19 protein-coding genes are annotated in these 26,464 nt (G+C 59.5%); 8 read left to right on the top strand and 11 right to left on the bottom strand.

Annotation, left to right across the window (positions count from 1 at the left end):
• The first annotated feature begins 70 nt into the window (after positions 1-70).
• Both VL130_RS19290 and VL130_RS19285 read left to right on the top strand, forming a co-directional pair.
• Positions 71-3,247, top strand: coding sequence for an efflux RND transporter permease subunit (locus VL130_RS19290; RefSeq protein WP_325365612.1), 3,177 nt, complete (start codon positions 71-73; stop codon positions 3,245-3,247).
• 1 nt (position 3,248) lies between these two features.
• The gene (locus VL130_RS19285; RefSeq protein ID WP_325365610.1) at positions 3,249-4,643 is read left to right on the top strand and encodes an efflux transporter outer membrane subunit; all 1,395 of its coding nucleotides are present in this window, start codon (positions 3,249-3,251) and stop codon (positions 4,641-4,643) included.
• A 62-nt stretch (positions 4,644-4,705) separates the two neighbouring features.
• Here VL130_RS19285 and flaF read toward each other — a convergent pair whose 3' ends face one another.
• A complete protein-coding gene (gene flaF, locus VL130_RS19280; protein ID WP_325365608.1) occupies positions 4,706-5,098 on the bottom strand; it encodes a flagellar biosynthesis regulator FlaF in 393 nt (130 codons plus the stop codon).
• Positions 5,088-5,483: a flagellar biosynthesis repressor FlbT gene (gene flbT / locus VL130_RS19275; RefSeq protein WP_325365606.1), complete on the bottom strand. Its 396-nt coding sequence runs from the start codon at positions 5,481-5,483 to the stop codon at positions 5,088-5,090. The genes flaF and flbT overlap by 11 nt, the downstream gene beginning before the upstream one ends.
• 200 nt (positions 5,484-5,683) lie before the next feature.
• On the opposite strand from flbT, the gene VL130_RS19270 reads away from it, so the two are divergent.
• Positions 5,684-7,558, top strand: coding sequence for a tetratricopeptide repeat protein (locus tag VL130_RS19270; protein ID WP_325365604.1), 1,875 nt, complete (start codon positions 5,684-5,686; stop codon positions 7,556-7,558).
• The gene (locus VL130_RS19265) at positions 7,548-9,071 is read left to right on the top strand and encodes a tetratricopeptide repeat protein (RefSeq protein ID WP_325365602.1); all 1,524 of its coding nucleotides are present in this window, start codon (positions 7,548-7,550) and stop codon (positions 9,069-9,071) included. The genes VL130_RS19270 and VL130_RS19265 overlap by 11 nt, the downstream gene beginning before the upstream one ends.
• A 3-nt stretch (positions 9,072-9,074) precedes the next feature.
• Here the strand turns inward: VL130_RS19265 and VL130_RS19260 are convergent, their stop codons facing one another.
• Positions 9,075-9,929 (bottom strand): universal stress protein, encoded by an 855-nt coding sequence (locus tag VL130_RS19260; RefSeq protein ID WP_325365600.1) that lies wholly within the window; start codon positions 9,927-9,929, stop codon positions 9,075-9,077.
• 138 nt (positions 9,930-10,067) lie between these two features.
• On the opposite strand from VL130_RS19260, the gene VL130_RS19255 reads away from it, so the two are divergent.
• Together VL130_RS19255 and VL130_RS19250 are read left to right on the top strand one after the other, a co-directional pair.
• Entirely contained in the window at positions 10,068-10,706 is a 639-nt protein-coding gene (locus tag VL130_RS19255) for an HD family hydrolase (RefSeq protein WP_325365598.1), read from the top strand.
• 3 nt (positions 10,707-10,709) lie between these two features.
• Entirely contained in the window at positions 10,710-11,663 is a 954-nt protein-coding gene (locus tag VL130_RS19250) for an NUDIX hydrolase (RefSeq protein WP_325365596.1), read from the top strand.
• Here the strand turns inward: VL130_RS19250 and VL130_RS19245 are convergent.
• The 5 genes from VL130_RS19245 to VL130_RS19225 form a co-directional block, all read right to left on the bottom strand.
• Positions 11,660-12,313, bottom strand: a complete 654-nt coding sequence (locus VL130_RS19245; protein ID WP_325365594.1) for a hypothetical protein — start codon at positions 12,311-12,313, stop codon at positions 11,660-11,662. The genes VL130_RS19250 and VL130_RS19245 overlap by 4 nt on opposite strands.
• Positions 12,314-12,440: 127 nt before the next feature.
• Positions 12,441-13,334, bottom strand: a complete 894-nt coding sequence (locus tag VL130_RS19240) for an OmpA family protein (protein ID WP_325365592.1) — start codon at positions 13,332-13,334, stop codon at positions 12,441-12,443.
• Between the two features lie 133 nt (positions 13,335-13,467).
• A complete protein-coding gene (ppdK, locus tag VL130_RS19235) occupies positions 13,468-16,134 on the bottom strand; it encodes a pyruvate, phosphate dikinase (protein WP_325365590.1) in 2,667 nt (888 codons plus the stop codon).
• 87 nt (positions 16,135-16,221) lie between these two features.
• Positions 16,222-18,510 carry a glycine--tRNA ligase subunit beta gene (glyS, locus tag VL130_RS19230; RefSeq protein ID WP_325365588.1) on the bottom strand — a complete coding sequence of 763 codons (2,289 nt, stop codon included), beginning with the start codon at positions 18,508-18,510 and terminating at the stop codon, positions 16,222-16,224.
• Positions 18,510-19,391 carry a glycine--tRNA ligase subunit alpha gene (locus VL130_RS19225; protein ID WP_414636332.1) on the bottom strand — a complete coding sequence of 294 codons (882 nt, stop codon included), beginning with the start codon at positions 19,389-19,391 and terminating at the stop codon, positions 18,510-18,512. Before VL130_RS19225 ends, glyS begins: the two co-directional genes overlap by 1 nt.
• A gap of 128 nt (positions 19,392-19,519) precedes the next feature.
• Here VL130_RS19225 and VL130_RS19220 point away from each other — a divergent pair, with 128 nt between their 5' ends.
• Positions 19,520-20,833: an AmpG family muropeptide MFS transporter gene (locus VL130_RS19220; RefSeq protein WP_325365584.1), complete on the top strand. Its 1,314-nt coding sequence runs from the start codon at positions 19,520-19,522 to the stop codon at positions 20,831-20,833.
• Positions 20,834-21,040: 207 nt separating this feature from the next.
• Here VL130_RS19220 and VL130_RS19215 read toward each other — a convergent pair whose 3' ends face one another.
• The 3 genes from VL130_RS19215 to VL130_RS19205 form a co-directional block, all read right to left on the bottom strand.
• The gene (locus VL130_RS19215; RefSeq protein WP_325365662.1) at positions 21,041-21,919 is read right to left on the bottom strand and encodes a 4-(cytidine 5'-diphospho)-2-C-methyl-D-erythritol kinase; all 879 of its coding nucleotides are present in this window, start codon (positions 21,917-21,919) and stop codon (positions 21,041-21,043) included.
• Between the two features lie 5 nt (positions 21,920-21,924).
• The gene (locus tag VL130_RS19210) at positions 21,925-23,715 is read right to left on the bottom strand and encodes a tetratricopeptide repeat protein (RefSeq protein ID WP_325365582.1); all 1,791 of its coding nucleotides are present in this window, start codon (positions 23,713-23,715) and stop codon (positions 21,925-21,927) included.
• 89 nt (positions 23,716-23,804) lie between these two features.
• Positions 23,805-25,493: an electron transfer flavoprotein-ubiquinone oxidoreductase gene (locus VL130_RS19205; protein WP_325365580.1), complete on the bottom strand. Its 1,689-nt coding sequence runs from the start codon at positions 25,491-25,493 to the stop codon at positions 23,805-23,807.
• A gap of 295 nt (positions 25,494-25,788) precedes the next feature.
• Here VL130_RS19205 and VL130_RS19200 point away from each other — a divergent pair, with 295 nt between their 5' ends.
• Complete coding sequence (locus tag VL130_RS19200; RefSeq protein ID WP_325365578.1) at positions 25,789-26,454, top strand: uracil-DNA glycosylase; 666 nt, start codon at positions 25,789-25,791, stop codon at positions 26,452-26,454.
• The last annotated feature ends 10 nt before the right edge of the window (positions 26,455-26,464 follow it).

The raw sequence follows: 26,464 nt of genomic DNA, 5'->3' as shown, positions 1-26,464 counted from the left end.
TCACGGACGCCTGTCCACCTGAACCCGTCCGTCAAGGACACCGCCCGGAAATGGCCTCAAGGATATCGGCATGATCTCGCGCTTCTTCATTCACCGCCCCATTTTTGCCTGGGTGGTAGCCATTGTCATCATGATGGCCGGCCTCCTGTCGATCGCCAATCTGCCGATCGCCCAGTATCCGCAGATCGCTCTGCCGCAAGTGTCGGTCAGCGCCTTCTATCCGGGTGCCTCGGCCAAGACGGTCGAAGACTCGGTGACCCAGATCGTCGAGCAGCAGATGAAGGGCATCGACGGTCTGCTCTATATGAACTCGACCTCGGATTCGAGCGGCGCGGCCAGTGTGACCCTCACCTTCAAGGCCGGTACCGATCCTGACATCGCCCAGGTCCAGGTGCAGAACAAGCTACAGTCGGCGGTGCCGCTTTTGCCGCAGGAAGTCCAGCAACAGGGCCTGACCGTCGCCAAGGCGTCAAGCGGCTTCCTGATGGTGATCGGCCTTTATTCCGACGACACGAACGTTACCGACCATGATCTCGGTGACTACATGTCCTCCACTCTGGTTGACCAGATCAGCCGTGTCGACGGCGTCGGCACCATCCAGAATTTCGGCGCGCAATACGCCATGCGCATCTGGCTCGATCCGGCCAAGCTGACCAGCTACAGCCTGACCCCGACGGATGTGATCGCCGCCATCCGCGCCCAGAACACGCAGGTTTCCGCCGGCCAGCTCGGCGGCCTGCCCGCCGTCAAGGGCACGGCGCTCAACGCCACCATCACGGCGCAGTCCCGCCTGACCAATATCGATCAGTTCCGCCGGATCATCGTCAAGGATTCCGCCGGCGGCGCCATTGTGCACCTGGAAGACGTGGCGCGCGTCGAACTGGGCGCCCAGCAATACGGCGGCACGGCGAAGTTCAACGGCCGGCCGGCCACCGGTGTCGCCATCAGCCTGGCCACCGGCGCCAATGCGCTCGATACCGCCAATGCGGTCAAGGCCAAGATGAACGAATTGTCGAAGCAGTTCCCCAAGGGCTACCACTACGTCGTGCCATTCGATACGACGCCGTTCATCACTCTGTCGATCCATGAAGTCGTCAAGACACTGATCGAAGCCGTTGTGCTCGTTTTCATCGTCATGTTCGTCTTCCTGCAAAACTGGCGCGCCACCATTATCCCAACCATCGCTGTACCGGTGGTCCTGCTCGGCACCTTCGGCGTGCTGGCGGCATTCGGCTATTCGATCAACACTCTCACCCTGTTCGGACTTGTGCTGGCCATCGGGCTATTGGTCGATGACGCCATCGTGGTCGTTGAAAACGTCGAACGTGTCATGCGCGAGGAAAAACTGCCGCCATTGGCCGCCACCATAAAATCGATGGATGAGATTACCGGCGCCCTGATCGGCATCGCGCTGGTCCTGTCGGCGGTGTTCATCCCGATGGCCTTCTTCGGCGGGTCGCAGGGCGTCATCTACCGCCAGTTCTCCATTACGCTGGTCTCGGCGATGGCCCTGTCGGTCCTCGTGGCCCTTGTCCTGACCCCGGCCCTGTGCGCCACCCTGCTGCGCGCCTCCGACGTCGAACATCAGGATAAAAAGGGCTTCTTTGGCTGGTTCAACCGCAATTTCGACCGCGCTTCCACCGGCTATCGCAACATCGTTCACAAGATACTGGGCCAGTCGGTCCGTTACATGGCTGTATTCGCCGTCATTGTCGGCGTCATGGTTGTGCTGTTCACGCGCATCCCCAGCTCCTTCCTGCCGGACGAAGACCAGGGCATCCTGTTCACCATCGTGCAACTGCCGCCGGGCGCAACCGAAGAAAAGACCAATGGCGTCCTCGACAGGATTGCCGATCACTTCAAGAAGGACCCGGCCGTCGAATCCGCCTTCACCGTTTCCGGCTTCTCGTTCTCCGGTCCCGGCCAGAACGCCGGCATGGCCTTCGTGCGCCTCAAGGATTTCGAGAAGCGGCATAAGGCCGATGAAAAAGCTCCGGCTGTCGCCGGCCGCGCTATGGCGGCTTTCAGCCAGTACCGTGACGCAATGGCCTTCGCCATCGTCCCACCGGCCGTGACCGAACTCGGCACCTCATCCGGCTTTGACCTTCAGCTCAAGGACGTCGGCGGACTGGGCCATGAAGCCCTGCTGAACGCCCGCAACCAAATTCTCGGCATGGCGGCGCAAAACCAGACCCTGATGGGCGTTCGCCCGAACGGCATGGAAGATACGCCCGAACTCAAGCTTGAGATCGATCAGGGCGCAGCCGGCGCTATGGGCGTCAGCCTGTCCGACATCAACGCCACCCTGTCGGCAGCGATGGGCGGGGCCTATGTCAACGATTTCATCGACCGCAATCGCGTCAAGAAGGTCTTCGTCCAGGCCGATGCGCCCTTCCGCATGAAGCCGGAGGACCTGAGCCAGTGGTATGTTCGCAATGACAAGGGCCAGATGGTGCCATTCACCGCCTTCGCCACCTCGCATTGGGAATATGGCTCACCGCGCCTCGAACGCTACAACGGCGCGCCGTCGATGAACCTGCAAGGCATGGCCGCGCCGGGCAAGTCTTCCGGTCAGGCGATGGCCGAGATGCAAAAGATCATCGCCACCCTGCCGGCAGGCATCTCCTACGAATGGACCGGTCTCTCCTTGCAGGAAAAGCAATCCGGGGCCGAAGCGCCCATGCTTTACGCCCTGTCGATCTTTGTCGTCTTCATTCTGCTGGCGGCGCTCTATGAAAGCTGGTCGATCCCCATCGCCATCGTCATGGTCATTCCGCTGGGCGTGCTCGGCGCCTTGCTGGCCACCATGCTGCGCGGCCTGTCGAACGACATCTATCTTCAGGTCGCCTTGCTGACCATTATCGGCCTCAGCTCGAAAAACGCCATCCTGATCGTTGAATTCGCCAAGCATAACCACGAAAACGGCATGAGCCTGATCGACGCCACGCTGGAGGCCGTCCGCATCCGTCTGCGCCCGATCATCATGACGTCGCTCGCCTTTACCTTTGGTATCTCGCCACTGTTCTTCGCCAACGGGGCAGGCTCCGGCAGCCAGAACGCCATCGGCACCGGTTTGATCGGTGGCATCCTGTCGGCGACCCTGCTGGCCATATTCTTTATCCCGCTGTTCTTCGTCATCGTTGAAAAGATATTCAAGGCGGACGAAAAACATATCCAGAAGCTGGCGCTGGAACGCGAGGCGATGGCCTTCCTTGATAAATCCGACACCGACCGTAAGGGACACTAGGATGACCTCTTTCCTCAAACTCACCCTGTTCGGCGCCAGCCTCATCGCCCTCAACGCCTGCACCATGTCCCCGCGTTATGAGCGTACCGCCCTGCCGGTGCCCGACCAGTTCCCGACGGCGGTCGCCGCTCAGGGCCAGTCCGCCGAAACCCTGTCCTGGCGTCAGATCTTCCTCGATCCGCGCCTGCAAGGCGTCATCGATCAGGCCCTGACGAATAACCGCGACCTGCGCGTGGCGGTTCTGAATGTCGAACGCGCCCGCTCACAATATCGCATCCAGCGCGCCAGCCTGTTCCCGGCGGTCAATGGCACGGTCTCCGGCACACGCGGCAATACCGGCGAGGTCGACTCGACCGGCACGCCGATCGGCACGACCGAACTCTACAGCGCCAGTATCGGCGCGTCATGGGAACTTGACCTGTTCGGCCGTGTGCGTTCGCTCAACCAGGCAGCCCTGCAAAGCTATTTCGCCGTCGCCGAAAACCGCAAGGCCGCCCAGATCAGCCTGATCTCCGCCGTCGCTTCGGCCTGGCTCAATCTCGCCGCCGATCAGGATCAGTTGCGTCTGTCAGGTGAAACCCTGCGCCTGCGCGAGGAAAGCCTGACCCTGACGCAAAAGCGCTTCGACCTTGGCAGCACCGACCAGATGGTCCTGCGCCAGACCCAGGTTCTGACTGAACAGGCCCGTGCCGACGTCGCCGCCCTGACCGCCACGGTCCAGCAGGACAAGAACGCCCTGCGCCTGCTGGTGGGCGCCGATGTCGCATCCGACCAGTTACCGGACGCCTTCCCGGACAATGCCGTGCTGGCGGACCTGCCCGTTGGCGTCCCTTCGGATATCCTGCTGAAGCGCCCTGATGTCATGGCGGCGGAATATAGCCTGAAAGCCGCCAATGCCGATATCGGTGCGGCGCGCGCCGCCTTCTTCCCCCGCATCTCACTGACCGGCTCCGTCGGCAAGGCGTCCACTGATCTCGGCGACCTGTTCGACGGCAGCGACACCTGGACCTTCTCGCCGTCCATCTCAGTGCCTATCTTCGCCGGCGGCGCCAATGTCGCTAATCTCAATGTCAGCAAGACCAGCCGCGATATCGCCGTTGCCCAGTACGAAGGTTCGATTCAGTCAGCCTTCCGCGACGTCGCCGATCAACTGGCCACGCGCTCGACCATAGACGACCGCCTGACGGCGCAAACCAACGTGGTCAGCGCCGCGACGGACAGCCATACCCTGGCTCAGGCGCGTTTCGACCGCGGCATCGATTCCCGCCTGACCCTGACGGATGCCGAACGCACGCTCTACGGCGCGCAACAGCAATTGATCGCCATCCGCCTGGTGCGGTCGCTGAACCTGATCAATCTGTACGCCTCGCTCGGCGGTGGTTATCTGGCTGAATGATAAAAAGAGCCATTGTGTTATCGACACAATGGCTCTTTTTATCCGGACAAATCCTTGACCGCTTAACCGTAGGATTGGCGGACCGGACTTACCGCCTGGGTCTGCTCTTGCGGCAGCAGCCCCTGCATGATGATCCGGTTGATATCGATCAGCGGCGCGAAGTCTTCCTTGTTGCGCATGACCAGCGACGTATGCTTGTTCACCCAGATCGACAGGGAAATGATATTGGCGCGCAATTGCTCCGGCAGGCCATTGGTGGCAAGCGAACAATCCGCCCCCAGCATCGACCACATGCGGCGATTCCAATCCAGGGCGTCCATACGTTCGCGGATATAACTCTTGTCGAGTTGTTCCGCCTCCATAAGGGCACGCGTCACCTGACCAAACAGGCGATATTCCGTCTGACGCGGATCTTCAACACGGGCAGCCGTTGTCTGGTACGCCTTAAGCGACATGTCCTAATCTTTCGTCTTCGTACTCTATAAGCCGGCGGCAACTCATCAGCGCCTTATAGTATTCCCGCGCCATGAGGCTTTTGGAAACACTGACGCATTCCGCCAGGATAACCTGATTGGAGATCACACTCATGAACTCTGACATACGGCGCAGGAATTCATCGTAATATTTATCGGCGCCCGCCTCGTCGAGGTACATCATCATCACCGGGAAATAGACATGGCGCGCCGGCGAAGTGACGGCCTCTTCCTGCAGGATATCTTTTTCACGGAGAACCGAAGCCTTGTTTTGCAGGACGAGCGAACAGCGACGATCGCCGTTTTGCACGACGGCGCCATTCAGCACGAACTTTTCCCCAGGCTTCAAGGACAGTTTTAAGGGCATTTTTTTTCCTTCGGGTCTGCCTAAACGCACAGGCCCGTACCAGGGGTCTATAGCGCATGTCGAGTTAACAGCAGGTTTCAACTAACGTTAATATGCCGGGTATTTGATCCCCCCTCAAGATTGCGCGCCCATATTTCTTTAGGGAGTTTTAAGCGAATCTCTGTTTACAGAATGGCACGTCGGTGCCTTTGGAGCTAGTCATGTTGAAACCTGCCAAATCGGAGAACGCGACCGGCTCAGGCCCAAAAGGCTCCCCCTTCGCTGTTATGGCTGAAAAGCCTGTCACGCCCGTCTTCAAGCCCAAGACACCCACAGCAACAGATTCCGCCCTCCCCTTCACGCCGGTGCGGCCGGTGAATCCGGCCTCGCAAATCCTGGGCGATTCCGGCTCCAGCGAAGCGCTGCGCATTTTGCTGGAAGCCACTGAGCACATCAAACGCGCCGATACATTGCACACATTGCGCGATGCAGTGCTGCGTCTGAATGTCGGCGATTGGCAAGGCGGCAGCGAACTGGCCTTGCAGGCCTTGAATATCGATGAAAAATGCCCCGAAGCTTGGCATGTTCTCGCCGTATCACGTGACAAATGCAATGATTTCAGCACGGCAATCACCTGCTACGAAACTGCGTTAAAGCTGTCGCCGGACAATCCCGCCATCGCAAATGATATAGGCCGCCTCGCTTATCGCATGGGCATGACCGACCTCGCGGAAAAGTTCTTCCGCTTCTTTCTCGATAAATGCCCCGGTCATGTCGAGGCTATCAACAACCTGGCCACCACCCTGCGCGAAGCCAGCAAGATCGACGAGGCCATTGAGTTGCTGCGCGGCGCCATCAATGTCAACCCGACCGATCCGCAACTCTGGAATGCGCTGGGCACAGTCGTCAATGCTCAGGGCGACATGGCCAATTCGATCATCTTTTACGACGAGGCGCTGAAATACGATCCGAACCATGTCCACGCCCGCTACAATGCCGGCAACGCCAAGGCGACCGTCGGCGACATTGAAGCCGGCCTCTCGGATCTGCTCATCGCCTTGCCGACGTTCGTAGACGGGTCAAATATCATGACCTGCAAGCTGAGCATCGCCTTCTGCTATCTTTGTATGGGCCGCTATGAAGAAGGCTGGGCGTGGTACGACGCGCGTAACGCGGGCGATTCCCCGGAAAGCGTGCATTATCTCATCGACCGGCCCAGATGGAAAAAGGACGACACCCTTAAAGGCAAGCGTATCTTCGTTTCCGCCGAGCAGGGACTGGGCGATGAAGTGCTGTTCGCCTCGATCCTGCCCGACCTGCTGCGTGAAATAGGCCCGGACGGGAAACTCGGCATTGCTGTCGAATCCCGCCTGGTTCCCCTGTTCCGGCGCAGTTTTCCCGATGCACACGTCACTCGCCATCACACCACCAAGCATAACGGGCTGGTTGTCCGCCTTTTCCCCGAAATACCGGACTGGAACGATTACGAGACCTGGGCGATTATGGGCGATTTCCTTGGCCATTATCGCCCGCGGATCGAGAATTTTCCGGCATCCAATCTCTTCCTGACCCCGGATCCCGAGCGGGTCAGTTATTGGAAGTCACAACTGGACGACCTCAACAGCAAGCCGAAGATCGGGATATTGTGGAAGAGCCTGATCAAACATGCGCGGCGCGATCGCTATTATTCGCCTTTCGCCCAATGGGAAGATATCCTGCGCACCGAAGGGGTTCAGTTCGTCAACCTGCAATACGGCGACACCTCCGAAGAACTGGCCCTGGCAAAGGAAATGGGGCTGGATATCTGGACGCCGCCAGGCATAGACCTCAAGAACGATCTCGACGACCTGTGCGCCCTGTGCGTCGCTATGGATTGCATTCTTTGCCCGGCTAACGCCACCAGCAATATCGCCGGCGCAGCAGGCGCCACTGTCTGGCTGCTTTCGCCGGATCGTTCATGGACCAGCCTCGGTACTGATTATTTCCCCTGGTATCCGTCGATGCGCGTTTTCTTCTCGGAATCCCTGCTCGACTGGACGCCGGTCATGGAGCGCACCAGGGACGCACTGATCGAGACCTTTGTCGATGTCAGTTGAATTACTGGTCGCCCAGGCGGCGGAAGCTGAAGCCAATCTCGACCTCCCGAAAGCGCTGAACACCTATGAAGAGGCGTTGAAACTGGCGCCGGAGGCTCTGGATATCGCCCTGCGCCTGGCGGTCCTCGCCTTCCGCCTCAGCATGTGGCCGATGGCGGAGAAGTTCTACGCCCACCTGATCACGCACGGCATACACGACATGCCGATCATCACCGGTTACGCCGCAAGCCTACGCGAGCAATCCAAATATGATGAAGCCGTCGATGTGTTGAAAACCGTGCTGGATCAGCGACCGGAGGAAGCAACCCTGTGGGAGGGGCTTGGCGCCGTGATGGTCGCCAAGGGCGATGGCGGTAATTCCCTGATCTTTTTCAATGAAGCCCTGCGCCTCCAGCCGGATAACCTGCACGCGCGTTTCAATCGCGCTTGCGCCTTGATAGATCAGGGAGAAAGGGCCGCAGGTCTGAAAGAACTGGCGGCCTGTGCCGACGCCTTCGATGATCCCGACAATCACGCCTCGGCGCAGATCGCCTATGCCCAGGCCCTGCTGATGTCTGGCGACCTTGAGAACGGCTGGCGGACCTATGACAGCCGCGAACGCTACGGTACGGCCCTGCAGGTCCATTATTCGGTCACGTCGCGCCGCTGGCGCGAAGGCCAGTCGCTTGCGGAACGCAACTTGCTTGTTAGCGGCGAGCAAGGCCTTGGCGATGAAGTGCTTTTTGCCTCGATCCTGCCCGACCTGATCCGCGATATCGGTCCGGACGGCGCTCTTTGGCTGGGCGTCGAACCCCGTCTGGCGACGTTGTTTCAGCGCAGTTTTCCGAACGCCCGTGTCATCAGTCATCGCACCCAAACGATTGATGGCATTTTGCAACGCAGTTTTCCCGAACTTGAAAACGGCGCCACCGACGGCTGGGCGGTCATGGGCGATTTCCTGCCCCTATACCGCAAACACATCAGCGATTTCCCGGCGGAAAACATCTATTTAAAGCCCGATCCGGCACGTGTCCGATACTGGCGCGATCAGATGGCGGCGGTCAGCGACAAACCCAAGATCGGCATTCTGTGGAAAAGCCTCAAGTCCGGCGCCCAGCGCGACCGTTATTTCTCGGCCTTTGAAGACTGGCTTGATATCCTGAAACTCGACGGCCTGACCTTCGTTAACCTGCAATATGGCGACAGCGACGCCGAAATGGCATGGGCGGCAACCAATGGCCTTACCATCCATCAGCCAGGTGCGATTGATCTTAAAGATGACCTGGATGATCTGGCCGCCTTATGCGCATCGATGGACGTCATCCTGGCGCCGTCAAACGCCACGAGCAATATTTCCGCCGCCTGCGGTGTGCCGACATGGCTTCTCAGCCCGGCCTGTGGGTGGCTGCAATTGGGGCAGGATCATTATCCCTGGTATCCCAATGTACGCCTGTTTTCACCGTCATCGCTGACGGACTGGAAATCGGCGCTCGACCACATGCGCGACGCCCTGATAGACCAGTTCCAACTATAAGGCCTAATGCGCCATATAGAGATTGAGTTGCGTATGCTGCAACAATGCCCGCGTCGTACCACCGAAAGCGAATTCGCGCAGGCGTGACCGGCCATAAGCGCCAGCGACCATGTAATCGGCCTTGTACCGTTCGGTGGCCGCCGTCAGGCCCTGAACGATATCGCCCTTTGGCAGCACATCTATTTCCGCCTTAAGGCCATGCGAGGCATAATAGGCCGCCAGGCGTTCCAGTTCGGGCGGCTGATCGCCTAAGGGGGCGCCGACAATCACGATCTTCGAGGCCTTCTTGAGCAAGGGCACGGCGCGGCGGGCCGCACGCGAGGACGGTTCCTTGCCATCCCAGGCGACAACCGCAACGCCGTTAATATTGAAAGGTTTGCGGGCGATAAAGACCCCTGTCCGTTCCTCCATCAGAACCTGCTGGAAGGCTTCGGAGAGCATCCCCTGCCCCTTGGCGCTGATATCGGAAAAGACCATCAGGTCCGACAGGCGCGTTTCCAGCGCCAGGTCCTGCCAGACCGGTGAATTCAGGGCCGTGAAGGTCTTGCCCGGACAGTCAATCTCGGCGAATTGCGCCCGCGCCGCCAGTTCCGATTCCTCGGCGGCGGCTTTGAGGCTGTCCATCGTCGCCATCTGGACCGTGCCCATGAACCCTTCACCGAGCCACGGCGCCAGTTCGGCCGGGTCCGGCGGCGTAAAGAGGACGTTCAGCTGCGCCTGGAATGCCTTTGCCATTTGGGCCGCCAGTTCCAGAGAGAGGCTTTCGCTCGCCGCACCGCTGACCGGCACACTGATCCGCGACCATGCTTGCCCCTGGGCCTGACCTTGGGCCTGTCCCTGTGCAATTGAATTCGACATAAGCGCCTCCATTTTTTGTGTATAGATTTGCATTTGACGGCTCAAATCTCCGCCTATGCTATAATTATATACCCCTTGAGATAAAAACCCGATGTGACAAATTCGGCAATTGCCGGAAATAACAATTTATGAAACGCCATGCTGACTGCCAAAACGAAATCGTCCCCGCCCAAAAGCCGCAACACCAGGGCTTTGCCCCCGCGTGCCTGGCAACGTATGCTTTCTGGCCGCCGGCTTGATCTGCTCGATCCCGCCGCTATCGATATCGAGATCGATGATATCGCGCTTGGGCTGTCGCGCGTAGCGCGCTGGAATGGCCAGACGCTTGGCGAGTATGGCTTCAGCGTCGCCCAGCATTGCCTGGTGGTCGATGATATCTGCCTGCATATCGATCCCGCCATCACCCCGGCGCATCGCCTGATGGCCCTGCTGCACGATGCACCGGAATACGTCATTGGCGATATGATCTCGCCCTTCAAGACGGCGCTCGGCTTCGATTACAAGCGTTTTGAGAGCCATCTCGAACAGGCGATCTTTATCCGTTTCGGTCTGCCTGCGGTGATGCCTGCACCGGTCAAAAAGCTTATCAAACAAGCCGATCGCGCCTGCGCCTACTTCGAGGCGACGCAACTGGCCGGTTTCAACGATAAAGAAGCCCGCCAGTATTTCGGCGAACCGCCCACCGGCTACAGCCTGACAATCACGCCGCTGCCTGATAATCGGGCGCGTGAGGCCTTCAACGCCCGTTTCGACGCGCTCATGAAGCTGAAGGGCTGATCCATGTCTCTGGCCATCGAACTTTCGGCTGTGGTGGTGACGGTCAGGGACAACGAAGCCCAGGTCCTGTGCCTGAATCTGCCGAAAAACGGTTCCGAAGCCTTCGCCCTGCCATCGGGGCCGTTCCTGCCGCAAAGCCACCGTACCTTCGACCTGGCCCTGCGCGCCTTCGTGCGCGAACAAACCGGCTTCGCCATCGGCTATGTCGAGCAGCTTTACAGCTTCGGCGATGATGACCGGCAAGGCATCGCCGCCAGTGTCCCGGCCAATGAGCCGGAAGTCGATCGTGTCGTCTCCGTCGGTTATCTGGCGCTGACGCCGCAGGCTGGTACTCAGGCGCGTTTCGATGCCGCCTGGGTGCCGTTTCACCGCTTTTTCCCGTGGGAGGATTGGCGCGGCAACGAGGTCAACCCGAACCTGGAGGCCCTGCGTCCGGCGCTTTCACGCTGGTGCGAAAGCGCCGAAACCGCCAGTGAACGCGCTTTGCGCCTGCGCCGGGTGGCGACGTTGTTCCCTGAGGACTTCGACAACTGGAATGAAGAACGCGTCCTCGATCGCTATGAACTGCTATATAATGCAGGCCTGACAGGTGAAGCCCATCGCGCCGATGGTGGTGAAATGGCGCTTTCCGCCGGCGAGCCGATGGCCTCGGATCACCGCCGCATCCTGGCCACCGGCCTGTCACGCCTACGCGGCAAGCTGAAATACCGGCCGGTGATTTTCGAGTTGATGCCGGAGCGGTTTACCCTGCTGGAATTGCAGAAATCGCTCGAAGCCCTCTCCGGCCTGCGCCTGCACAAACAGAACTTTCGTCGCGGACTGGAGCGGACCGGCTTCGTCAAGCCGCTCGGCGTCATGCGCGAAGATACCGGCGGCCGGCCGGCCGAGCTTTACAGCTATGATCAGGAACAGTTCCGCTTCGCCCCGTCTCTGGGCCTGAGCCTGCCCAGGGCTTAGTCCAATCTGGCCAGCCGCGCCGCCTGCGACATCCAATTTTCACGGGCGACGCGCTCAGGCGACAGGATGCGGTTGGACACCCAGGCGACATTTTCCGGTGACCAGCCCGCGACCTGCCAGTAATAGAAAATGCCCAGGCTGTTCAATTCGCGCTGCCTGGCGGCATCGATACCGGAAATGACCGTCAGGTCATCCGGCACGGTCTGCGGCACACCGACACGTACAGGTTCCAGTCCCGTACCAGCCTGCTGTACAGCCGCCTGAATGCTTTCCGGCGTCATGGCGGCGAGGCTCGATACGCGTCTTTGCAGGCTCGTATCCTCTCGGCGGATCAGGACATTGGCGGCCGTATCCAGACGCGGCGCGGGGTGTGGCGGCGCATAGGGTGATTTATCGGCTTCCGGCGCTTTCGCCGTCGGATAAGGCACGACCACGCCCGTCGTAAAAGCTTCGGCGGCGGCATCGAGATAGGTGACCGGTTGCGGTAGCGGAACGGCGGCGGGTTCCGGCGTCTCATCGAAGACCACGCGCGGCCGGTCGAACGCGCTATGATGGCTTTGGGCGCGACGGGACAGGTTCCAGCCCAGCCAGGCCGAAATGAGAAACGCCCCCAGCATAAGCCCCAGCGATTTCAGGATCAGGATCGTCATGATTTCCCTTATCGCCTCAGTTTTGGTTTGCTGACGCGTTTGGCGACAAACCCGGTGATCAAACCGATCCCAGCGGCGCCGGCCAGCAGCCAGCGCAATTCCATGATCAGATGCAGCATATCCCCCCCTATCCTGCGTTTACGGTAAAGACGACGCGGCGGTTCTTCGCGCGTCCCTCAGCCGTGGTATTATCGGCCACCGGCAATGCGCCGCCGAAGCCACGCACGGTGACACGCCCCGGCGCCAACCCACGCGCAATCAGGGCATCGGCCGCAGCCTGCGCCCGCGCCTGTGAAATGGTCTGATTGACCATCCCGTCACCGAGATTGTCGGTATAGCCGGAAACCGTCAGGCGCACCTGCACCGGACAGGCCGCCACCACCTTGTAAACATCGCCGATCAGCGTCTGGCTTTCCGGTGTCAGGTCATAGGTGCCGGGTTTATAACTGACCTGACGGCTGGACATGGCGGCGGCGATATCCTGATCGCAGGATCGCGCCGCCTGAGTGCTGGCGTCGAGCGCGGAATCACCGGCGACGCGCGGCAGATCATTGGCGGATGTATTCAGTGAAGCGACCGCAGTCGCGCCATCCCCGTGGATGATCTCGATCGCAGGCGTTTTATCGACCGATTTGGCGGGCAAGACGGCAACAACAGGGGTACCTGAGTTCACCGCCACTGAGGTTGACGGGTTCGGCGCTCCCACAACCTGAACCGCACTGATCGGGCTATTGACCAGTTTCCCCCCGGGCAGGACCGGCTCGTTCATCGTTACATCGGCAAGCGTCAGCTTGGCCTCAGCCAATTGCGCCCTGGCTTCCGGCGTATCAGTCGCTGCACTCAGGATAACCGTCTGGCCTGAAACATCAGCCTTGACGCTATGCAGACCTTTTACGGCGAGAGCCTGATCAACGCTGGCCCTCAGATCGGCTTCCATAACGGGCAGCACACGATACAGCCCGACAGCGCAGAGAACGGCCAGGCTGGAAAACCCTGCGATCCATACGGCCTTGGCTGTCATCGGTTACCCCCATACGAATTCAGATTGCGTTAACCTTTTATCGCGTGCAGGCGCAACAAACAACCACCCAAAACAACTGAGAGGGGACAATTAAATTGCCCCCTCCCGGATGTGCTTTCGATGTAACGCCGTATTAGCCCTTGGCCGCAATCGCCGCCTGCGCTGCCGCCAGACGCGCAACCGGTACGCGATAGGGAGAGCAGGAGACATAGGCCAGACCGGCGCCATGACAAAAGGCGATCGAAGCCGGGTCGCCGCCATGTTCGCCGCAGATGCCCATCTTGATATCCGGACGCTGTTTCCTGCCCTTTTCAGCGGCGATCTTGATCAACGCGCCGACGCCTTCCTGATCGAGCGAGACAAATGGGTCTTTCTCGAAAATGCCCTTCTCGATGTAAGGATTGAGGAAGCGACCCGAGTCATCACGGCTGATGCCGTAGGTTGTCTGGGTCAGGTCGTTGGTGCCGAAGGAGAAGAACTCAGCCGTCTCGGCCAGCTTGTCGGCCAGCAGGGCGGCGCGCGGCAGTTCGATCATGGTGCCGACCATATAGGCGACGGTCTTGCCCTTGGCGGCGAAGACCTCCTTGGCGATGGCGTGGGTCATGGTCGTCAGATAGGCCATTTCCTCGCGCGTGGCGACCAGCGGGTGCATGATTTCCGGCTTCGGATTGCCGCCAGAGACCGCCACTTCGACCGCCGCTTCGAAGATGGCGCGCAACTGGCTTTCGTAGATTTCCGGGAAGGTGACGCCCAGGCGACAGCCGCGCCAGCCCAGCATGGGGTTGGTTTCCGACAGTTCCTTGGTGCGCTTGTAGAGCTTTTCCTCGCCCACGCCCGAAGCCTCGGCCACGGCCTTCATGTCTTCCGCCGTATGGGGCAGGAATTCGTGCAGCGGCGGATCGAGCAGGCGGATCGTCACCGGCAGGCCGTCCATGATCTGGAACAGTTCAGCGAAATCGGCCTTCTGCATCGGCTGAATCTTTTCCAGCGCCTTGCGGCGGCCGGCTTCATCATCGGCCAGGATCATTTCGCGCACGGCCGCGATACGGTCTTCATCGAAGAACATATGTTCGGTGCGGCACAGGCCGATCCCTTCGGCGCCGAAGCCAAGCGCCGTACGCGCATCGGCCGGGGTTTCGGCATTGGTGCGAATGGCCAGGGTCTTGTATTCGTCGGCCCATTTCATGATCTGGTGGAAGTCTTCCGAGAACTCCGGTTCGATCATGCGGATGGCGCCCTTCATGATCTCGCCCGAAGACCCATCAAGCGTGATGATTTCTCCATGCTTGAAGGTCTGGCCGCGCGAAACGAACTCGCCGCGCTCGGTGTATATACTCATTTCACCAGCGCCGGACACGCAAGGCCGGCCCATGCCGCGCGCCACAACGGCCGCGTGGCTGGTCATGCCGCCGCGGGCTGTAACGATGGCCTTGGCGGCGTGCATGCCGTGAATATCCTCTGGCGAGGTTTCATCGCGTACCAGAATAACGTCTTCGCCGGCGGCCGCAAAGCGCACGGCATCATCGGCGGTGAAGACGATCTTGCCCGAGGCGGCGCCCGGCGAGGCCGGCAGGCCGCGCGCGATGACCACCTTCTCGGCCTTCGGGTCGAGCATCGGATGCAATAGTTGATCGAGCGCCGAGGCGTCGATACGCATCAGGGCTTCTTCGGGCGTGATCAGGCCTTCCTTGGCCATATCGACGGCGATCTTCAGCGCCGCCTTGGAGGTGCGCTTGGCGTTACGGGTCTGGAGCATGTAGAGTTTGCCCTGTTCGACCGTGAACTCGACATCCTGCACATCGCGGTAGTGGTTTTCCAGCGTATCAACGGTTGATTTGAACTGAGTAAACACTTCCGGCAGCGACTCTTCCATCGATAGGGCGCGTTCGCCCATTTCTTCACGGGCTTTCTTGGTCAGGGCCTGCGGGGTGCGGATGCCGGCCACCACGTCTTCGCCCTGGGCATTGAGCAGGAACTCGCCATACAGATCGGATTCGCCGTTTGACGGGTTGCGCGTGAAGGCGACACCGGTAGCCGAGGTCTGGCCCATATTGCCAAACACCATCGACTGGATATTGACGGCCGTGCCCCAATCTTCGGGGATATCGTGCATCTTGCGATAGAACTTGGCGCGATCGTTCATCCACGAACTGAACACGGCCTTCACCGCGCCCCATAGCTGTTCTTTGGGGTCTTGCGGGAAGTCATGCCCCAGTTCGGACTTCACCATCGCCTTGTAATCGGCGACGATCTTCGTCCAGTCCTTATCGGTGATGTCGGTATCGACCGTAACGCCAAGGCGGTCCTTGTGGTCGTCCAGAATGTCTTCAAAGCTGTGGTGGCTGACGTTCAGCACCACATTGGAATACATGGTGATGAAGCGGCGGTAGCAATCAAGCGCGAAACGGCGGTCACCGGTCAGGGTCGCCAGCCCCTCGACCGTCTCGTCATTGAGACCAAGGTTCAGCACCGTGTCCATCATGCCCGGCATCGAGGCACGCGCCCCGGAACGGACAGAGACGAGCAGTGGATTTTCGACCTTGCCGAAGCCCTTGCCTGTGCTGGTTTCCAGATCGGCCAGCGCTTTTTCGACTTCATCGACCAGCCCATCCGGCAGGGCCTGTTCGTTCCTGAAATAATGGACGCAGGCCTCGGTCGTGATGGTGAAACCGGCCGGAACCGGCAGATTGAGCGACGACATTTCGGCGAGATTCGCCCCCTTGCCGCCCAGCAGGGCCTTCATTGTGGCGTTGCCATCAGCCTTTCCGGCTTTGAAGGCGTAAACCCAGTGCTTTGACATGAACTTTCCCTTTTCAGTCACAACTTGATATCTTAAGCGAAGTGCTTACGGAAAATCTTTGTTTTCCTTATTATTATAAAAATTCAATCAGGCGATTTTGCTCAGGTCGGCAATCTCACCGGACAGATCACACACAGCTTTTAAAATCAGCAAACGATTGGCACGTATGGCCGCATCGTCCGCGTTGACCAACACCCCGTCAAGGAAGGCGTCAACACCTTGTCGCAATGCAGCAATATGATGCAAGGCGTCAATGTATTTTTCACCGGCCAGCCCCGCCTCGACCGCGCGTTTGGCGGTATTCAGTTGCGTCAGGAGCGCGGTTTCAACTGCCGGCGCACCCGACAAGGCTTGCGGTTCGGCTGACGGCAGATCACCTTTTTTGGCTTCGGCGGCCAGAATATTGGCGGCGCGCTTATGCGTGGCCAGCAAATCATCGCCCTGGGGCGTCTTCAGGATCATTTCGAGGGCGGCAATACGCAGGGTCTGGCGGACGATATCGCCATCTTTAAGCGCGAATACAGCCTCGATGATGTCGAAGCGATGGCCTTCGTCCTTCAACTGCACCTTCAGGCGATCGGCCATGAAGTCTTCGAATTCCGGCGCCACGCTCGTATAGCTTCGGAAGGCCAGCAGGGCGTTCTCGACCTCTGGCACATTCGGCACATGCTCGTACATGATATCGAGATCGTAATCGCGATCCGTCGGGATCACCCATATCGGGCTCTCCAGCAGACCCTGCTTGAAATCGCGCAGATAGTTGTCGAAGATTTCGCCGTCACCTTCGGCCACGCGTGGACCGGCGGAACCACGCCAGTTGTCGGTATCGACATAGACGGCACGGCCAGGCCCGGCATAGATCAGTAGGCTCTTGTACCAGAAACCCGCCAATTCATTGAGAGATACGCGCACATTATGCTGGCGCAGGATACGCAGGATGCCCAGCGCCGAGCGGCGCAGGGCGAACGGGTCTTTCGATCCGGTCGGTTTTTCATCAATGGCGAAGAAACCGATCAGGGTGTCGATCTTGTCGGCCAATGCCACGGCGGCCGAAACGGCGGCTTCCGGCACCGAATCCGAAGGTCCCTGCGGCTTGTAATGCTCGCGGATAGCGTTGGCGATTTCCGGCTTCAGACCAGCGGCATCGGCGTAGTAACCGCCCATGACGCCTTGCAGTTCCGGGAACTCCCCGACCATGTACGAGGCCAGATCGGCCTTGGCGAGACGCGCCGCCTCACCCGCTATAGCCGGATCGGCGTGAACAAACGGCGCAATATCGCGGGCCAGGGCTTCAATGCGTGCCACGCGCTGCAAAAGAGTGCCGAGCTTGGCGTGGAAGGTCACGCCGTTCAGCTTGGTCAACCATTGATCGAAATTGGCACGCTTACCTTCCGGGCGATTGTCTTCCTTCCAGAAGAAGACGCCATCGGAAAGACGCGCCGACAGCACCTTGGCATTGCCACGCTTGATTTCCGCGCCGCCGTCGATCGCCTTCATATTCGAGGTGATGACGAATTTCGCCGCCATCTTGCCGCCCTTGTCGCGCACGGCGAAATACTTCTGGTGCGTACGCATCGAGGTCTTGATGACCTCCGGCGGCAGGGTCAGGAACGCCGGGTCCATGTCGCCCAGCAGAGGCACGGGGAATTCGTTCAGGCCGGCCACTTCTTCGAGCAGGCCCTGATCCTCGATCAGTTCACAACCGGCCTCAGCACAAACGGCCTTGGCCTGTTCGAGAATAATTTTCTGGCGTTCGGCGTGATCCAGAATGACAGAATTACCCGTCAAGGCCTTGTGATAGCTGGCAAAATCGCTAACCAGCAGAGCTTGACCGGAACCAAGGAAGCGATGCCCTTCGGTCAGGTTTCCGGCGGTCAAGCCTTCCAGTTCAAACGGAATGACCTCACCGTCAAACAGGAAAAGGATACGCTTCAACGGCCGCACCCAACGGAAGGTGCTGGTGCCGGAACGCATAGATTTCGGCCACGGGAAGTTGAGGATGACCTCACGCAGCATATCGCCCAAGACATCGGCTGTCTTCACGCCCGGCTTCTCAATCCGCGCCAACCAGACGCCATTTTCCAGCACGAGCTTATCCTGCGTCAGACCGACCTTGCGCAGGAAGCCTTCCATCGCCTGCGGCGGCGCGCTTTCCTTCGGCCCCTTGACCTCTTCGGTTACGGCGGCGGTCTCCTTCGGCAGGCCATCTACGACCAGAGCCAGACGGCGCGGCCCGACATAAGCTTTCAGGCTTTCAAAGCTCAGACCGGCGGCGGCAAGCTTTGCACCAAACAGGCGCTCAAAATCACGCGCCGCACCCAGTTGCATACGGGCGGGAATTTCCTCGGAGAAGAGTTCGATCAACAGTTGAGCCATTACCGCGTCTCCTCCTGCTTCGCCCATTCAAGGGCGCAGGCCTTACAGAGATCACGGATACGGCCGATATAGCTCTGGCGTTCAGCCACGGCGATGGCACCACGCGCATCCATCAGATTGAACAGATGCGACGCCTTGAGCACATGATCATAGGCCGGCAGAACCAGCGGATAACCGAGACTGTTCTTGGTTTCCAGAATACGCGTCACATTGGTTTCCATGTCTTCAAACTGGCGCTTGAGCGTGGGCACGTCCGAAGCTTCAAAATTGAAGGCCGAGAACTGACGTTCCTGCTCCTTGAAGATGTCGCCGTACTTGACGCCGGCATTGTTGAATTTCAGGTCGTAGACGTTATCGACGTTCTGGACATACATGGCCAAACGCTCCAGCCCGTAGGTCAGTTCGCCCGACACCACATCGACCTCGATGCCACCGACGCCCTGAAAATAGGTGAACTGCGTCACCTCCATGCCGTCGCACCACACCTCCCAACCAAGGCCCCAGGCGCCGACCGTCGGGTTTTCCCAGTCGTCCTCGACGAAGCGGATATCATGCAGTTGCGGATCAAGCCCAATGGCTTTCAGAGAACCGAGATACAAGTCCTGCAAATTCTCCGGGTTCGGCTTCAGGATGACCTGATACTGATAATAGTGCTGCAAACGGTTGGGGTTCTCACCATAGCGGCCATCGACCGGACGACGCGACGGCTGGACATAGGCGGCCTTCCACGGCTTCTTGCCGAGCGCGCGCAGAACAGTCGCCGGATGCAGCGTACCCGCGCCGACCTCGATATCGTAGGGCTGAAGAATCGCACAGCCCTGTGCGGACCAGTAGCTGTGAAGGGTCAGGATCAGGTCCTGGAAGGAAAGAGGTTCAGCCATAATCAATCTGCAAATAGCGGAAATTTGGCGCGAACATAGAGGGCCGGCCGCGCCCCGGCAAGCCAAAAGACCCGGTATTTTAAAAGAAAACCTGTGCCTGTGACCGAGAATCTGGCTTCATCTCCCATATGATCGCCAACGATACCAAAAACCGTCTGAAAGCCGTCGTCACGGCGTTGAAACAGCCGACATCCTGGCTGCTGCTCGGCATGGGCTTTTCCGCCGGCTTGCCGTTCCTGCTCGTCGGCGGAACCTTGAGTTTCTGGTTAAGAACTTCCGGCATCTCCCTGACTTTGATAGGCTTTATTACTTCGGTTAGCATCATTTACGGCGCCAAGGTTCTGTGGGCGCCGTGGATGGACAAGTTCCGCCTGCCCCTGCTCTATCGCTGGCTCGGCCAGAGACGCAGCTATATGCTGTTGTCGCAGATCGGTGTCGGTGCAGGCCTGAGCCTGATGGCCATCTACGGCCCGCACCACCTGACCGCCTTTATCTGCGCCGCTCTTTTTGTCGCTTTCGCTGCCGCCTCGCAGGAAATCGCTATCGACGCCTGGCGCGTCGAACAGACCGAAACCTCGGCCGATCAGGCGCTTAATCCCAGCTTTTACGCCTACGGCTTCCGCATCGCTATTCTGACGACCGATGCCCTGATCCTTGTGCTCTCCAAGCGAGTCGGCTGGCCGCTGTCGTACCAGATACTGGCGCTCGCCATGCTGATCGGCGTGGCCGTCACCCTGCTCTCGCCACGCAGTACGATTGAGACGCACCTGAAAGCGCAGAGCAAAACCCTGTACCAACTGGTCATCGAGCCGTTTGTCAGTTTCTTCCAGGCGCACAAGGGCACGGCCGGCCTGATCCTGCTGACCCTGGCGCTTTATCGCCTGCCGGATTACCTGACCAATATCGCTGGCGCCATGTATGTCGATACCGGCCTCGATTCCGACACCATCGCCGCTATGCGCGCCACCATCGGCCTGGCTGCCTCCTTTGTCGGCATTGCCGCCGGCGGATCATGCCTGCTGTTTTTAGGTGTCCGGCGCACCTTCTGGCTTGGCGCGCTGTTAGGTCCCGTTTCCAATATCTGTTTCTCGTGGATGTCAGTGTCGCATGGCGATCCAATGGTCTTCGCCATCACCCTGGTCGGCGACAATTTCGCCAACGGCATCGCCGAAACAGCCTTTGTCGGCTTCATGACCCAGCAGGTGCTGAACAGCGAACAGGGCCGCAAACACACCCTCACCCACTACGCCCTGATGTATTCCGTGGCGGCGCTGACTGGTAAAATCCTCAAAGGATTCACAGGCTGGACGGTCGATCTGATGACGCCGCAACTCGGACTTTTCAACGCCTATTCGGTCTTCTTTATCGCTACTGCCGCTATCGGGTTGCCGTGCCTGCTCCTGTGCTGGCGTCTGGGCAAAAAGGGCGTATTCTCCGCTTGAGCCGGAAGAAATAAAAGAATGCCGCACGAAGATCATCAACACCTTTATGGTCAAGGCCGATGACAGCGCCGCCACCGTGGTGCATCACCCCCAAGGTCAAAGCCAGCGAGCCCAGCGTGGCACGCTGTTGATTCAATAGCTTGTAGAAAACGGCTCAACGATCCGGAGAACAAGGTCGAGATGGCCATGCGATCGAAACGCCCGGCGTCACCCCAATCGGCAGGCGCGCACCCAGGCACCGGGCATCATCGCCTGCATCCGCACGCCTAGAACTTCCGCGGTTTCATCCGTTTCGCAAAGGGCGAAACAGGTGGCCCCTGAGCCTGACATGCGGGCAAAGCGTGTTTCCGACTGAGCTTCCAGCATCGTCAGAACCTCGGCAATAACCGGCTGTAAATGGATGGCCGGTGATTGCAGATCATTGCGGGTGTGGCTGAGCGCCGAAATCAACTGTCGAATATTGCGGACACCGCTAAAGCCCGGCATCGCGTCGATTTCATTGAACCGGCCCTGCACGTCATAGCCGCCATAAACTTTCGCCGTAGAGCATTCCACGCGGGGATTAATCAGGACAGCCGGCATCTGCGGCAAGGTGACGGGGGTCAACTTTTCACCATACCCCTCAGCGAAAGCCGATTGGCTCCACAGGCACATAACCCCATCGGCGCCGATAGCGCCGGCGATTTCAGCCAGATCAGCATCCGCCATGCCAGGCGCATATAGCTGGCGCAGCAAACGCAGGGCCGCCCCGGCGTCAGCGCTACCGCCGCCCATGCCGGAAGCGACCGGCAGGGTCTTGGTCAGGCGAATCTCATGGCGATCCACCTTCGCGCCGGCAGCCGCTTCAAAGGCCCGCACGGCTTTCAGGACCAGATTATCCTCATTGGCCTCAAGACCCGCGGAAAACGGCCCATCGATATTGAGACACGGACTTAAATTATCCGTCGAACCCACTGACTTTGCAGTTAAAAACTCCACCTTATCGCCAATATCAGCGAAGGCCACCAGACTTTGCAACGGATGATAGCCACGCGCATCCGGTGCGGCGACATGCAGATAGAGATTGATCTTGGCGCGCGCCAGCATCGTCGTCACGGACGCGATTTACGCTCGTCATTCAGCGCCGTCGTCGTCGCTTTCGGCTTGCTGTCGGCCATTTTCAGGCTGGCCGCATTGGCGTCGAGCTTCTTGCGGACAGTTTCCGCCTGGCGCTCAGTGGTTTTCAGGGTCAGGACGCGCTGCCATTCGTAACCGGCTTCGGTCGATCGGCCCAATGCCTTGTAGACGTCGCCCAGATGCTCGTTGATCTCCGGATCGGCCGGCTCCATCTGCACCGCTTGCTCGATAAAATCGAGCGCCTGATCGTATTGGCCCTTCTTATAGTAGCCCCAGCCCAGCGAATCGATGATCGCGCCGGATTTGGGGCTGACCTTCAGCGCCTGCCGGATCAGGTCCATGCCCTGATCGACCTGTTCACCGCGATTGACCCAGCCATAACCAAGGAAGTTGAGGATTTCCGGCTGGTTGCCATTGAGCGCCTGCGCCTTCTTGATGGCCACCTCGGCGTCGCTCCACCGGTCAAGGCCTTCATAGACGATCGCCTGCGTATACAGCGCCTGCCAACCGAAATCGGTGTCGCCAGCACGCTGAATCCGCGCATCCAGCAAGGCCAGGGCGTCTGCGTCCTTGTCCATAGCGTGCAGAATGCCGGTTTTTTCAACGATCAGGCTGAGATTGTCCGGGTCACGGCTCAGCGCCTGATCGACAAGCGCCAGCGCCGGGTCAAGCTTGTCATCCCCGCGCATGGCCCAGACCCGGCGCAGGATCGATTCGTTGTAAAACGGTGAGTCCGGCTTGATGCTGGCCCAGGCGGCATCGGCGGCTTCCGTGTCCTTCAATTCCGACTGGACCTGCCCCAGAAAGATACGCTCCCGGTCGGATTTATTGTCGAGATAAAGCGACAAGTGCAGGCTCGCCAGGGCGAATTCGCTGTCATGTTCGCTGAAAGAGACGGTCGAGGAAACGAACAGAGCCTGCGCCATGCTTTCAGTCAGACCAGGCAAGGCCGGCGCCCTGCCGGAGTTGTTTGCGAGGCGCTTCAGCGCCTGCTGCGCCACCACATCGTTAGTCTGATCGACGATGGCTTGCCAGATGGTTTTCGCTTCGTCGGTGCGGCCCTGACGTTCGAGGAAGCCGGCATAGTCGGGACCAAAAATGAAGCTGGCCGCACCCGGCTGGTAAAGCGACTTGTAGATCGCCTCGGCATCCGCCTTATTGCCCTTGATCTCGTTGATGCGCGCCCGGTCCGCCTTGACCAGGTATGACAACAAACGATCGCGGTCATTGTCCTGCAAGGTCGCGTCGCCGGACTCGTCGAACGCGGCTTTCCATTGACCGTTCATCGCCAGAATATAGGGTCGCAGCAGCAGGCCATTACGGTCGTGCGGATTGACCTTGAGCAGCGCATCAATGCTTTTCAGTGCAGGCGCAGGTTTATCGGCCTTGACGGCTCTTATCGCGCCTACAAGGGAAACCATCAACTGGCTGGTATCCGTGGTCGCGGTCATGCCTTGCGCCACGGTCGCCGCGCGGTCGATATCGCCGCCCAGAATGCTGATCAGAAAGGCTTTTTCGCGCAAATCTCCATTGGAGGGATCGGCGATCGTGGCGGCGCTCATCGCCTTGGCGGCGGTGGAGACATCGCCCTGCGCCATGGCAAAACGGCCGACCAGATAATTGGCATAGGGGCTAGGGTAGACGCTCAGTTCCTGACGGGCATTGGCGTAAATGACGCGCGGCGGTGCGACCTTCTCGCTGGCGGAAACCTGTCCGCCGATAGCGAGTCCGATCAGCACAAATCCAAAACCGGATGTCCGCAGCACACTTTTTTTCACGTTACGATCTGCCTTCAACAAATGCTCAGCTCTCAAACCTACACACAATATAGGGCTAAAATGCGTAACATAAAAGTTTACATGTTCGGATAATTAGGGCCGCCGCCGCCTTCCGGACAAACCCAGACAATATTGCCTGTCGGGTCCTTGATATCGCAGGTCTTGCAGTGGACGCAGTTCTGCGCGTTGATCTGCAAACGCGGCTCGCGCGTTTCCAGCCCGACGATCTCGTAAACCCCCGCCGGACAATAGCGCTGCGCCGGTTCGGCATATTTCGCCAGATTGATATCGATCGGGATATGCGGATCTTTCAGCCTCAGGTGAACCGGCTGGTCTTCCTCGTGATTGGTGCTCGAAACAAACACCGAGGACAGCTTGTCAAAGGTGATTACGCCGTCCGGCTTCGGATAGGCAATCGGCTTGAACTGCGCCGCTGGCTTGATTGAATGGGCGTCGCTCTTGCTGTGATGCCAGGTGCCAAGGAAGGAGAAGCCCCCCATCAGGTTGGTCAGCATCATTTCGACGCCGCTGATCAGGGTGCCGAGATTGGTGCCGAATTTGGTTAGGATCGGTTTGACGTTGCGAACGAGCTTCAGTTCCTTCGCCACATCCGAATGGTCATAGGCCTTCTGGTAGCCTTCGAGCACACGCGGCGCCTCGCCGGAGCCCAGCGCCTTGACGATGGCATCGGCCGCCAGGATGCCGGTTTTCATGGCGTTGTGGCTGCCCTTGATGCGCGGCAGGTTGACGAAACCGGCCGAACAGCCGATCAGCGCGCCGCCGGGGAAAACCAGGCGCGGCACCGACTGGTAGCCGCCTTCGTTGATGGCGCGGGCGCCATAGGCCACGCGTTCGCCGCCCTCCAGCACTTCACGGATGATCGGGTGCAGCTTGAAGCGCTGGAATTCATCGAACGGCGAGAGGTATGGGTTTTCGTAGTTGAGATGGACGACGAAGCCGATCGAGACGTAATGATCGCCGAAATGATAGAGGAAGGAACCGCCGCCGGTCTTGTCGTTCAACGGCCAGCCGAGCGTATGCTGCACCAGGCCCGGCTTGAACTTTTCCGGCTTGACCTTCCACAGTTCCTTGAGACCGAGACCGTACTTCTGGACATCGCTCCTGGCGTCCAGTTCGAACTTGCGGATAACCAGCTGCGACAGCGACCCGCGCGCGCCCTCGGCAAACAGGGTATATTTGGCGCGCAGTTCGAGGCCCGGCTGATAATCCGGTTTGTGATGGCCGTCCTTCGCTATACCGAACACGCCGGCCACGACACCGGCCACGGCGCCTTCGGCGTCATACAGCACTTCCGAGCAGGCCATGCCGGGATAGATTTCGACGCCAAGCCCTTCGGCCTGCTCCGCCAGCCACCGCGCCAGATTGCCCAGCGAGGCGATATAGCAGCCGTGATTGCTCATATAGCCGGGCTTCGGCAGGGCCGAAATATCCATCGCCCCCTGCGGTCCGAGATAGATGAACTTGTCCTCGGTCACCGGGTTTTCCAACGGCGCGCCCAGCTCTTTCCAGTTGGGGAAAAGCTTGCTCAGGCCCGATGGATCGATCACCGCGCCGGAGAGAATATGCGCCCCGATTTCCGAGCCTTTTTCCAGCAGGGCGACGGTAATCTCCTGTCCCGCCTTGGCCGCCTGCTGCTTCAAGCGGATCGCCGCCGACAGGCCCGCCGGTCCGCCGCCAACGATAACCACGTCATACTCCATGGCCTCGCGCTCGATCACCGGTGCGTTCTCTGGACTATCGGACATGAACACTCACTCCTGAAGCGGGCAAAATGCCCTCAATACATCTTCCTGTGCCGGGGCGTCCGTTTTGCTTTGAACTTTGGCCCGGCTCCCGATAAGAGTGGACGCAACGTTTTTGCCAAGGCCCCTGCCCGTTATGATTCCGTCTGATGACCTCCGCTCAGAGATCGAAAGCTATCTCGGCTTTCTGATCGACCACGAGTTGGAAGACGCATACGAAACAGAGCCTCTTAATCGGACTCTCTCTGAAAATAAACAGGCATTTAAGCGTGCCGCAGCGGCACCTGCGCAAATTCACGTGACACCTGTGCAGGCGGGCAACAATGTCAGCCCGCTCAAACCGCAAAGCCTTGCCAATCTGGACTTGGGCACCGTGCTGCACGAAGCCCGCCAGCGCGCCGGTTCAGCCCGAACGATCGACGAGCTTTACGCTGAGCTTGAGGCCTTCCAGCACATGCCCCTGCGCCATGAAGGCGGCAAGGGCATTGTCCGTTTTCGCGGCAATCCCGATCCCGACCTGCTGGTGATCGGCGAAGCCCCGGACGTCGACGAAGACACCACTTGCAGCGCCTTCGCCGGCAAGCCGGGCGAGATGATGGACAAGGCTTTGAAGGCCGCCGGCATTTTTGACAAGGCCATGCTCAGCCCGTGCGTCTTCTGGCGGCCGGCCGGCGGGCGGCCGCTGACAGCGGAGGATATCAGCCTCAACGCCCCCTTCATGCACGCCCTGATCAAGCTGGCCGCACCGAAGGCGATTTTTCTGCTGGGCGCATCGGCGGTGTCGTGCGTGCTGAACCTCGACCAGAGCCTGGCGAAGCTGCGCGGCCGCATGGTCAGTTACGGCACGGAAACGCCCCTGCCCGTCATGGCCAGCTATCCGCCCAATTTTCTGCTGAAACAGCCCCAGGCCAAGGGGCTTTTCTGGCGCGACCTGCTGCAACTGGTGGTCAGCGCTAAACTTTAAGGCTTATCAA

The organism is Asticcacaulis sp. (assembly GCF_035497195.1).
GTDB lineage: Bacteria > Pseudomonadota > Alphaproteobacteria > Caulobacterales > Caulobacteraceae > Asticcacaulis.
The sequence above is the reverse complement of the archived record's forward strand: the minus strand, read 5'-3'. Positions and strand labels throughout refer to the sequence as shown.

What these genes read in the sequence shown, in the direction of transcription:
- VL130_RS19290 (WP_325365612.1), top strand. Translation starts at nt 71, where the DNA reads ATGATCTCGCGCTTCTTCATTCACCGCCCCATTTTTGCCTGGGTGGTA.
- VL130_RS19285 (WP_325365610.1), top strand. Translation starts at nt 3,249, where the DNA reads ATGACCTCTTTCCTCAAACTCACCCTGTTCGGCGCCAGCCTCATCGCC.
- flaF (WP_325365608.1), bottom strand. Translation starts at nt 5,098, where the DNA reads ATGTCGCTTAAGGCGTACCAGACAACGGCTGCCCGTGTTGAAGATCCG.
- flbT (WP_325365606.1), bottom strand. Translation starts at nt 5,483, where the DNA reads ATGCCCTTAAAACTGTCCTTGAAGCCTGGGGAAAAGTTCGTGCTGAAT.
- VL130_RS19270 (WP_325365604.1), top strand. Translation starts at nt 5,684, where the DNA reads ATGTTGAAACCTGCCAAATCGGAGAACGCGACCGGCTCAGGCCCAAAA.
- VL130_RS19265 (WP_325365602.1), top strand. Translation starts at nt 7,548, where the DNA reads ATGTCAGTTGAATTACTGGTCGCCCAGGCGGCGGAAGCTGAAGCCAAT.
- VL130_RS19260 (WP_325365600.1), bottom strand. Translation starts at nt 9,929, where the DNA reads ATGTCGAATTCAATTGCACAGGGACAGGCCCAAGGTCAGGCCCAGGGG.
- VL130_RS19255 (WP_325365598.1), top strand. Translation starts at nt 10,068, where the DNA reads ATGCTGACTGCCAAAACGAAATCGTCCCCGCCCAAAAGCCGCAACACC.
- VL130_RS19250 (WP_325365596.1), top strand. Translation starts at nt 10,710, where the DNA reads ATGTCTCTGGCCATCGAACTTTCGGCTGTGGTGGTGACGGTCAGGGAC.
- VL130_RS19245 (WP_325365594.1), bottom strand. Translation starts at nt 12,313, where the DNA reads ATGACGATCCTGATCCTGAAATCGCTGGGGCTTATGCTGGGGGCGTTT.
- VL130_RS19240 (WP_325365592.1), bottom strand. Translation starts at nt 13,334, where the DNA reads ATGACAGCCAAGGCCGTATGGATCGCAGGGTTTTCCAGCCTGGCCGTT.
- ppdK (WP_325365590.1), bottom strand. Translation starts at nt 16,134, where the DNA reads ATGTCAAAGCACTGGGTTTACGCCTTCAAAGCCGGAAAGGCTGATGGC.
- glyS (WP_325365588.1), bottom strand. Translation starts at nt 18,510, where the DNA reads ATGGCTCAACTGTTGATCGAACTCTTCTCCGAGGAAATTCCCGCCCGT.
- VL130_RS19225 (WP_414636332.1), bottom strand. Translation starts at nt 19,391, where the DNA reads ATGGCTGAACCTCTTTCCTTCCAGGACCTGATCCTGACCCTTCACAGC.
- VL130_RS19220 (WP_325365584.1), top strand. Translation starts at nt 19,520, where the DNA reads ATGATCGCCAACGATACCAAAAACCGTCTGAAAGCCGTCGTCACGGCG.
- VL130_RS19215 (WP_325365662.1), bottom strand. Translation starts at nt 21,919, where the DNA reads ATGCTGGCGCGCGCCAAGATCAATCTCTATCTGCATGTCGCCGCACCG.
- VL130_RS19205 (WP_325365580.1), bottom strand. Translation starts at nt 25,493, where the DNA reads ATGTCCGATAGTCCAGAGAACGCACCGGTGATCGAGCGCGAGGCCATG.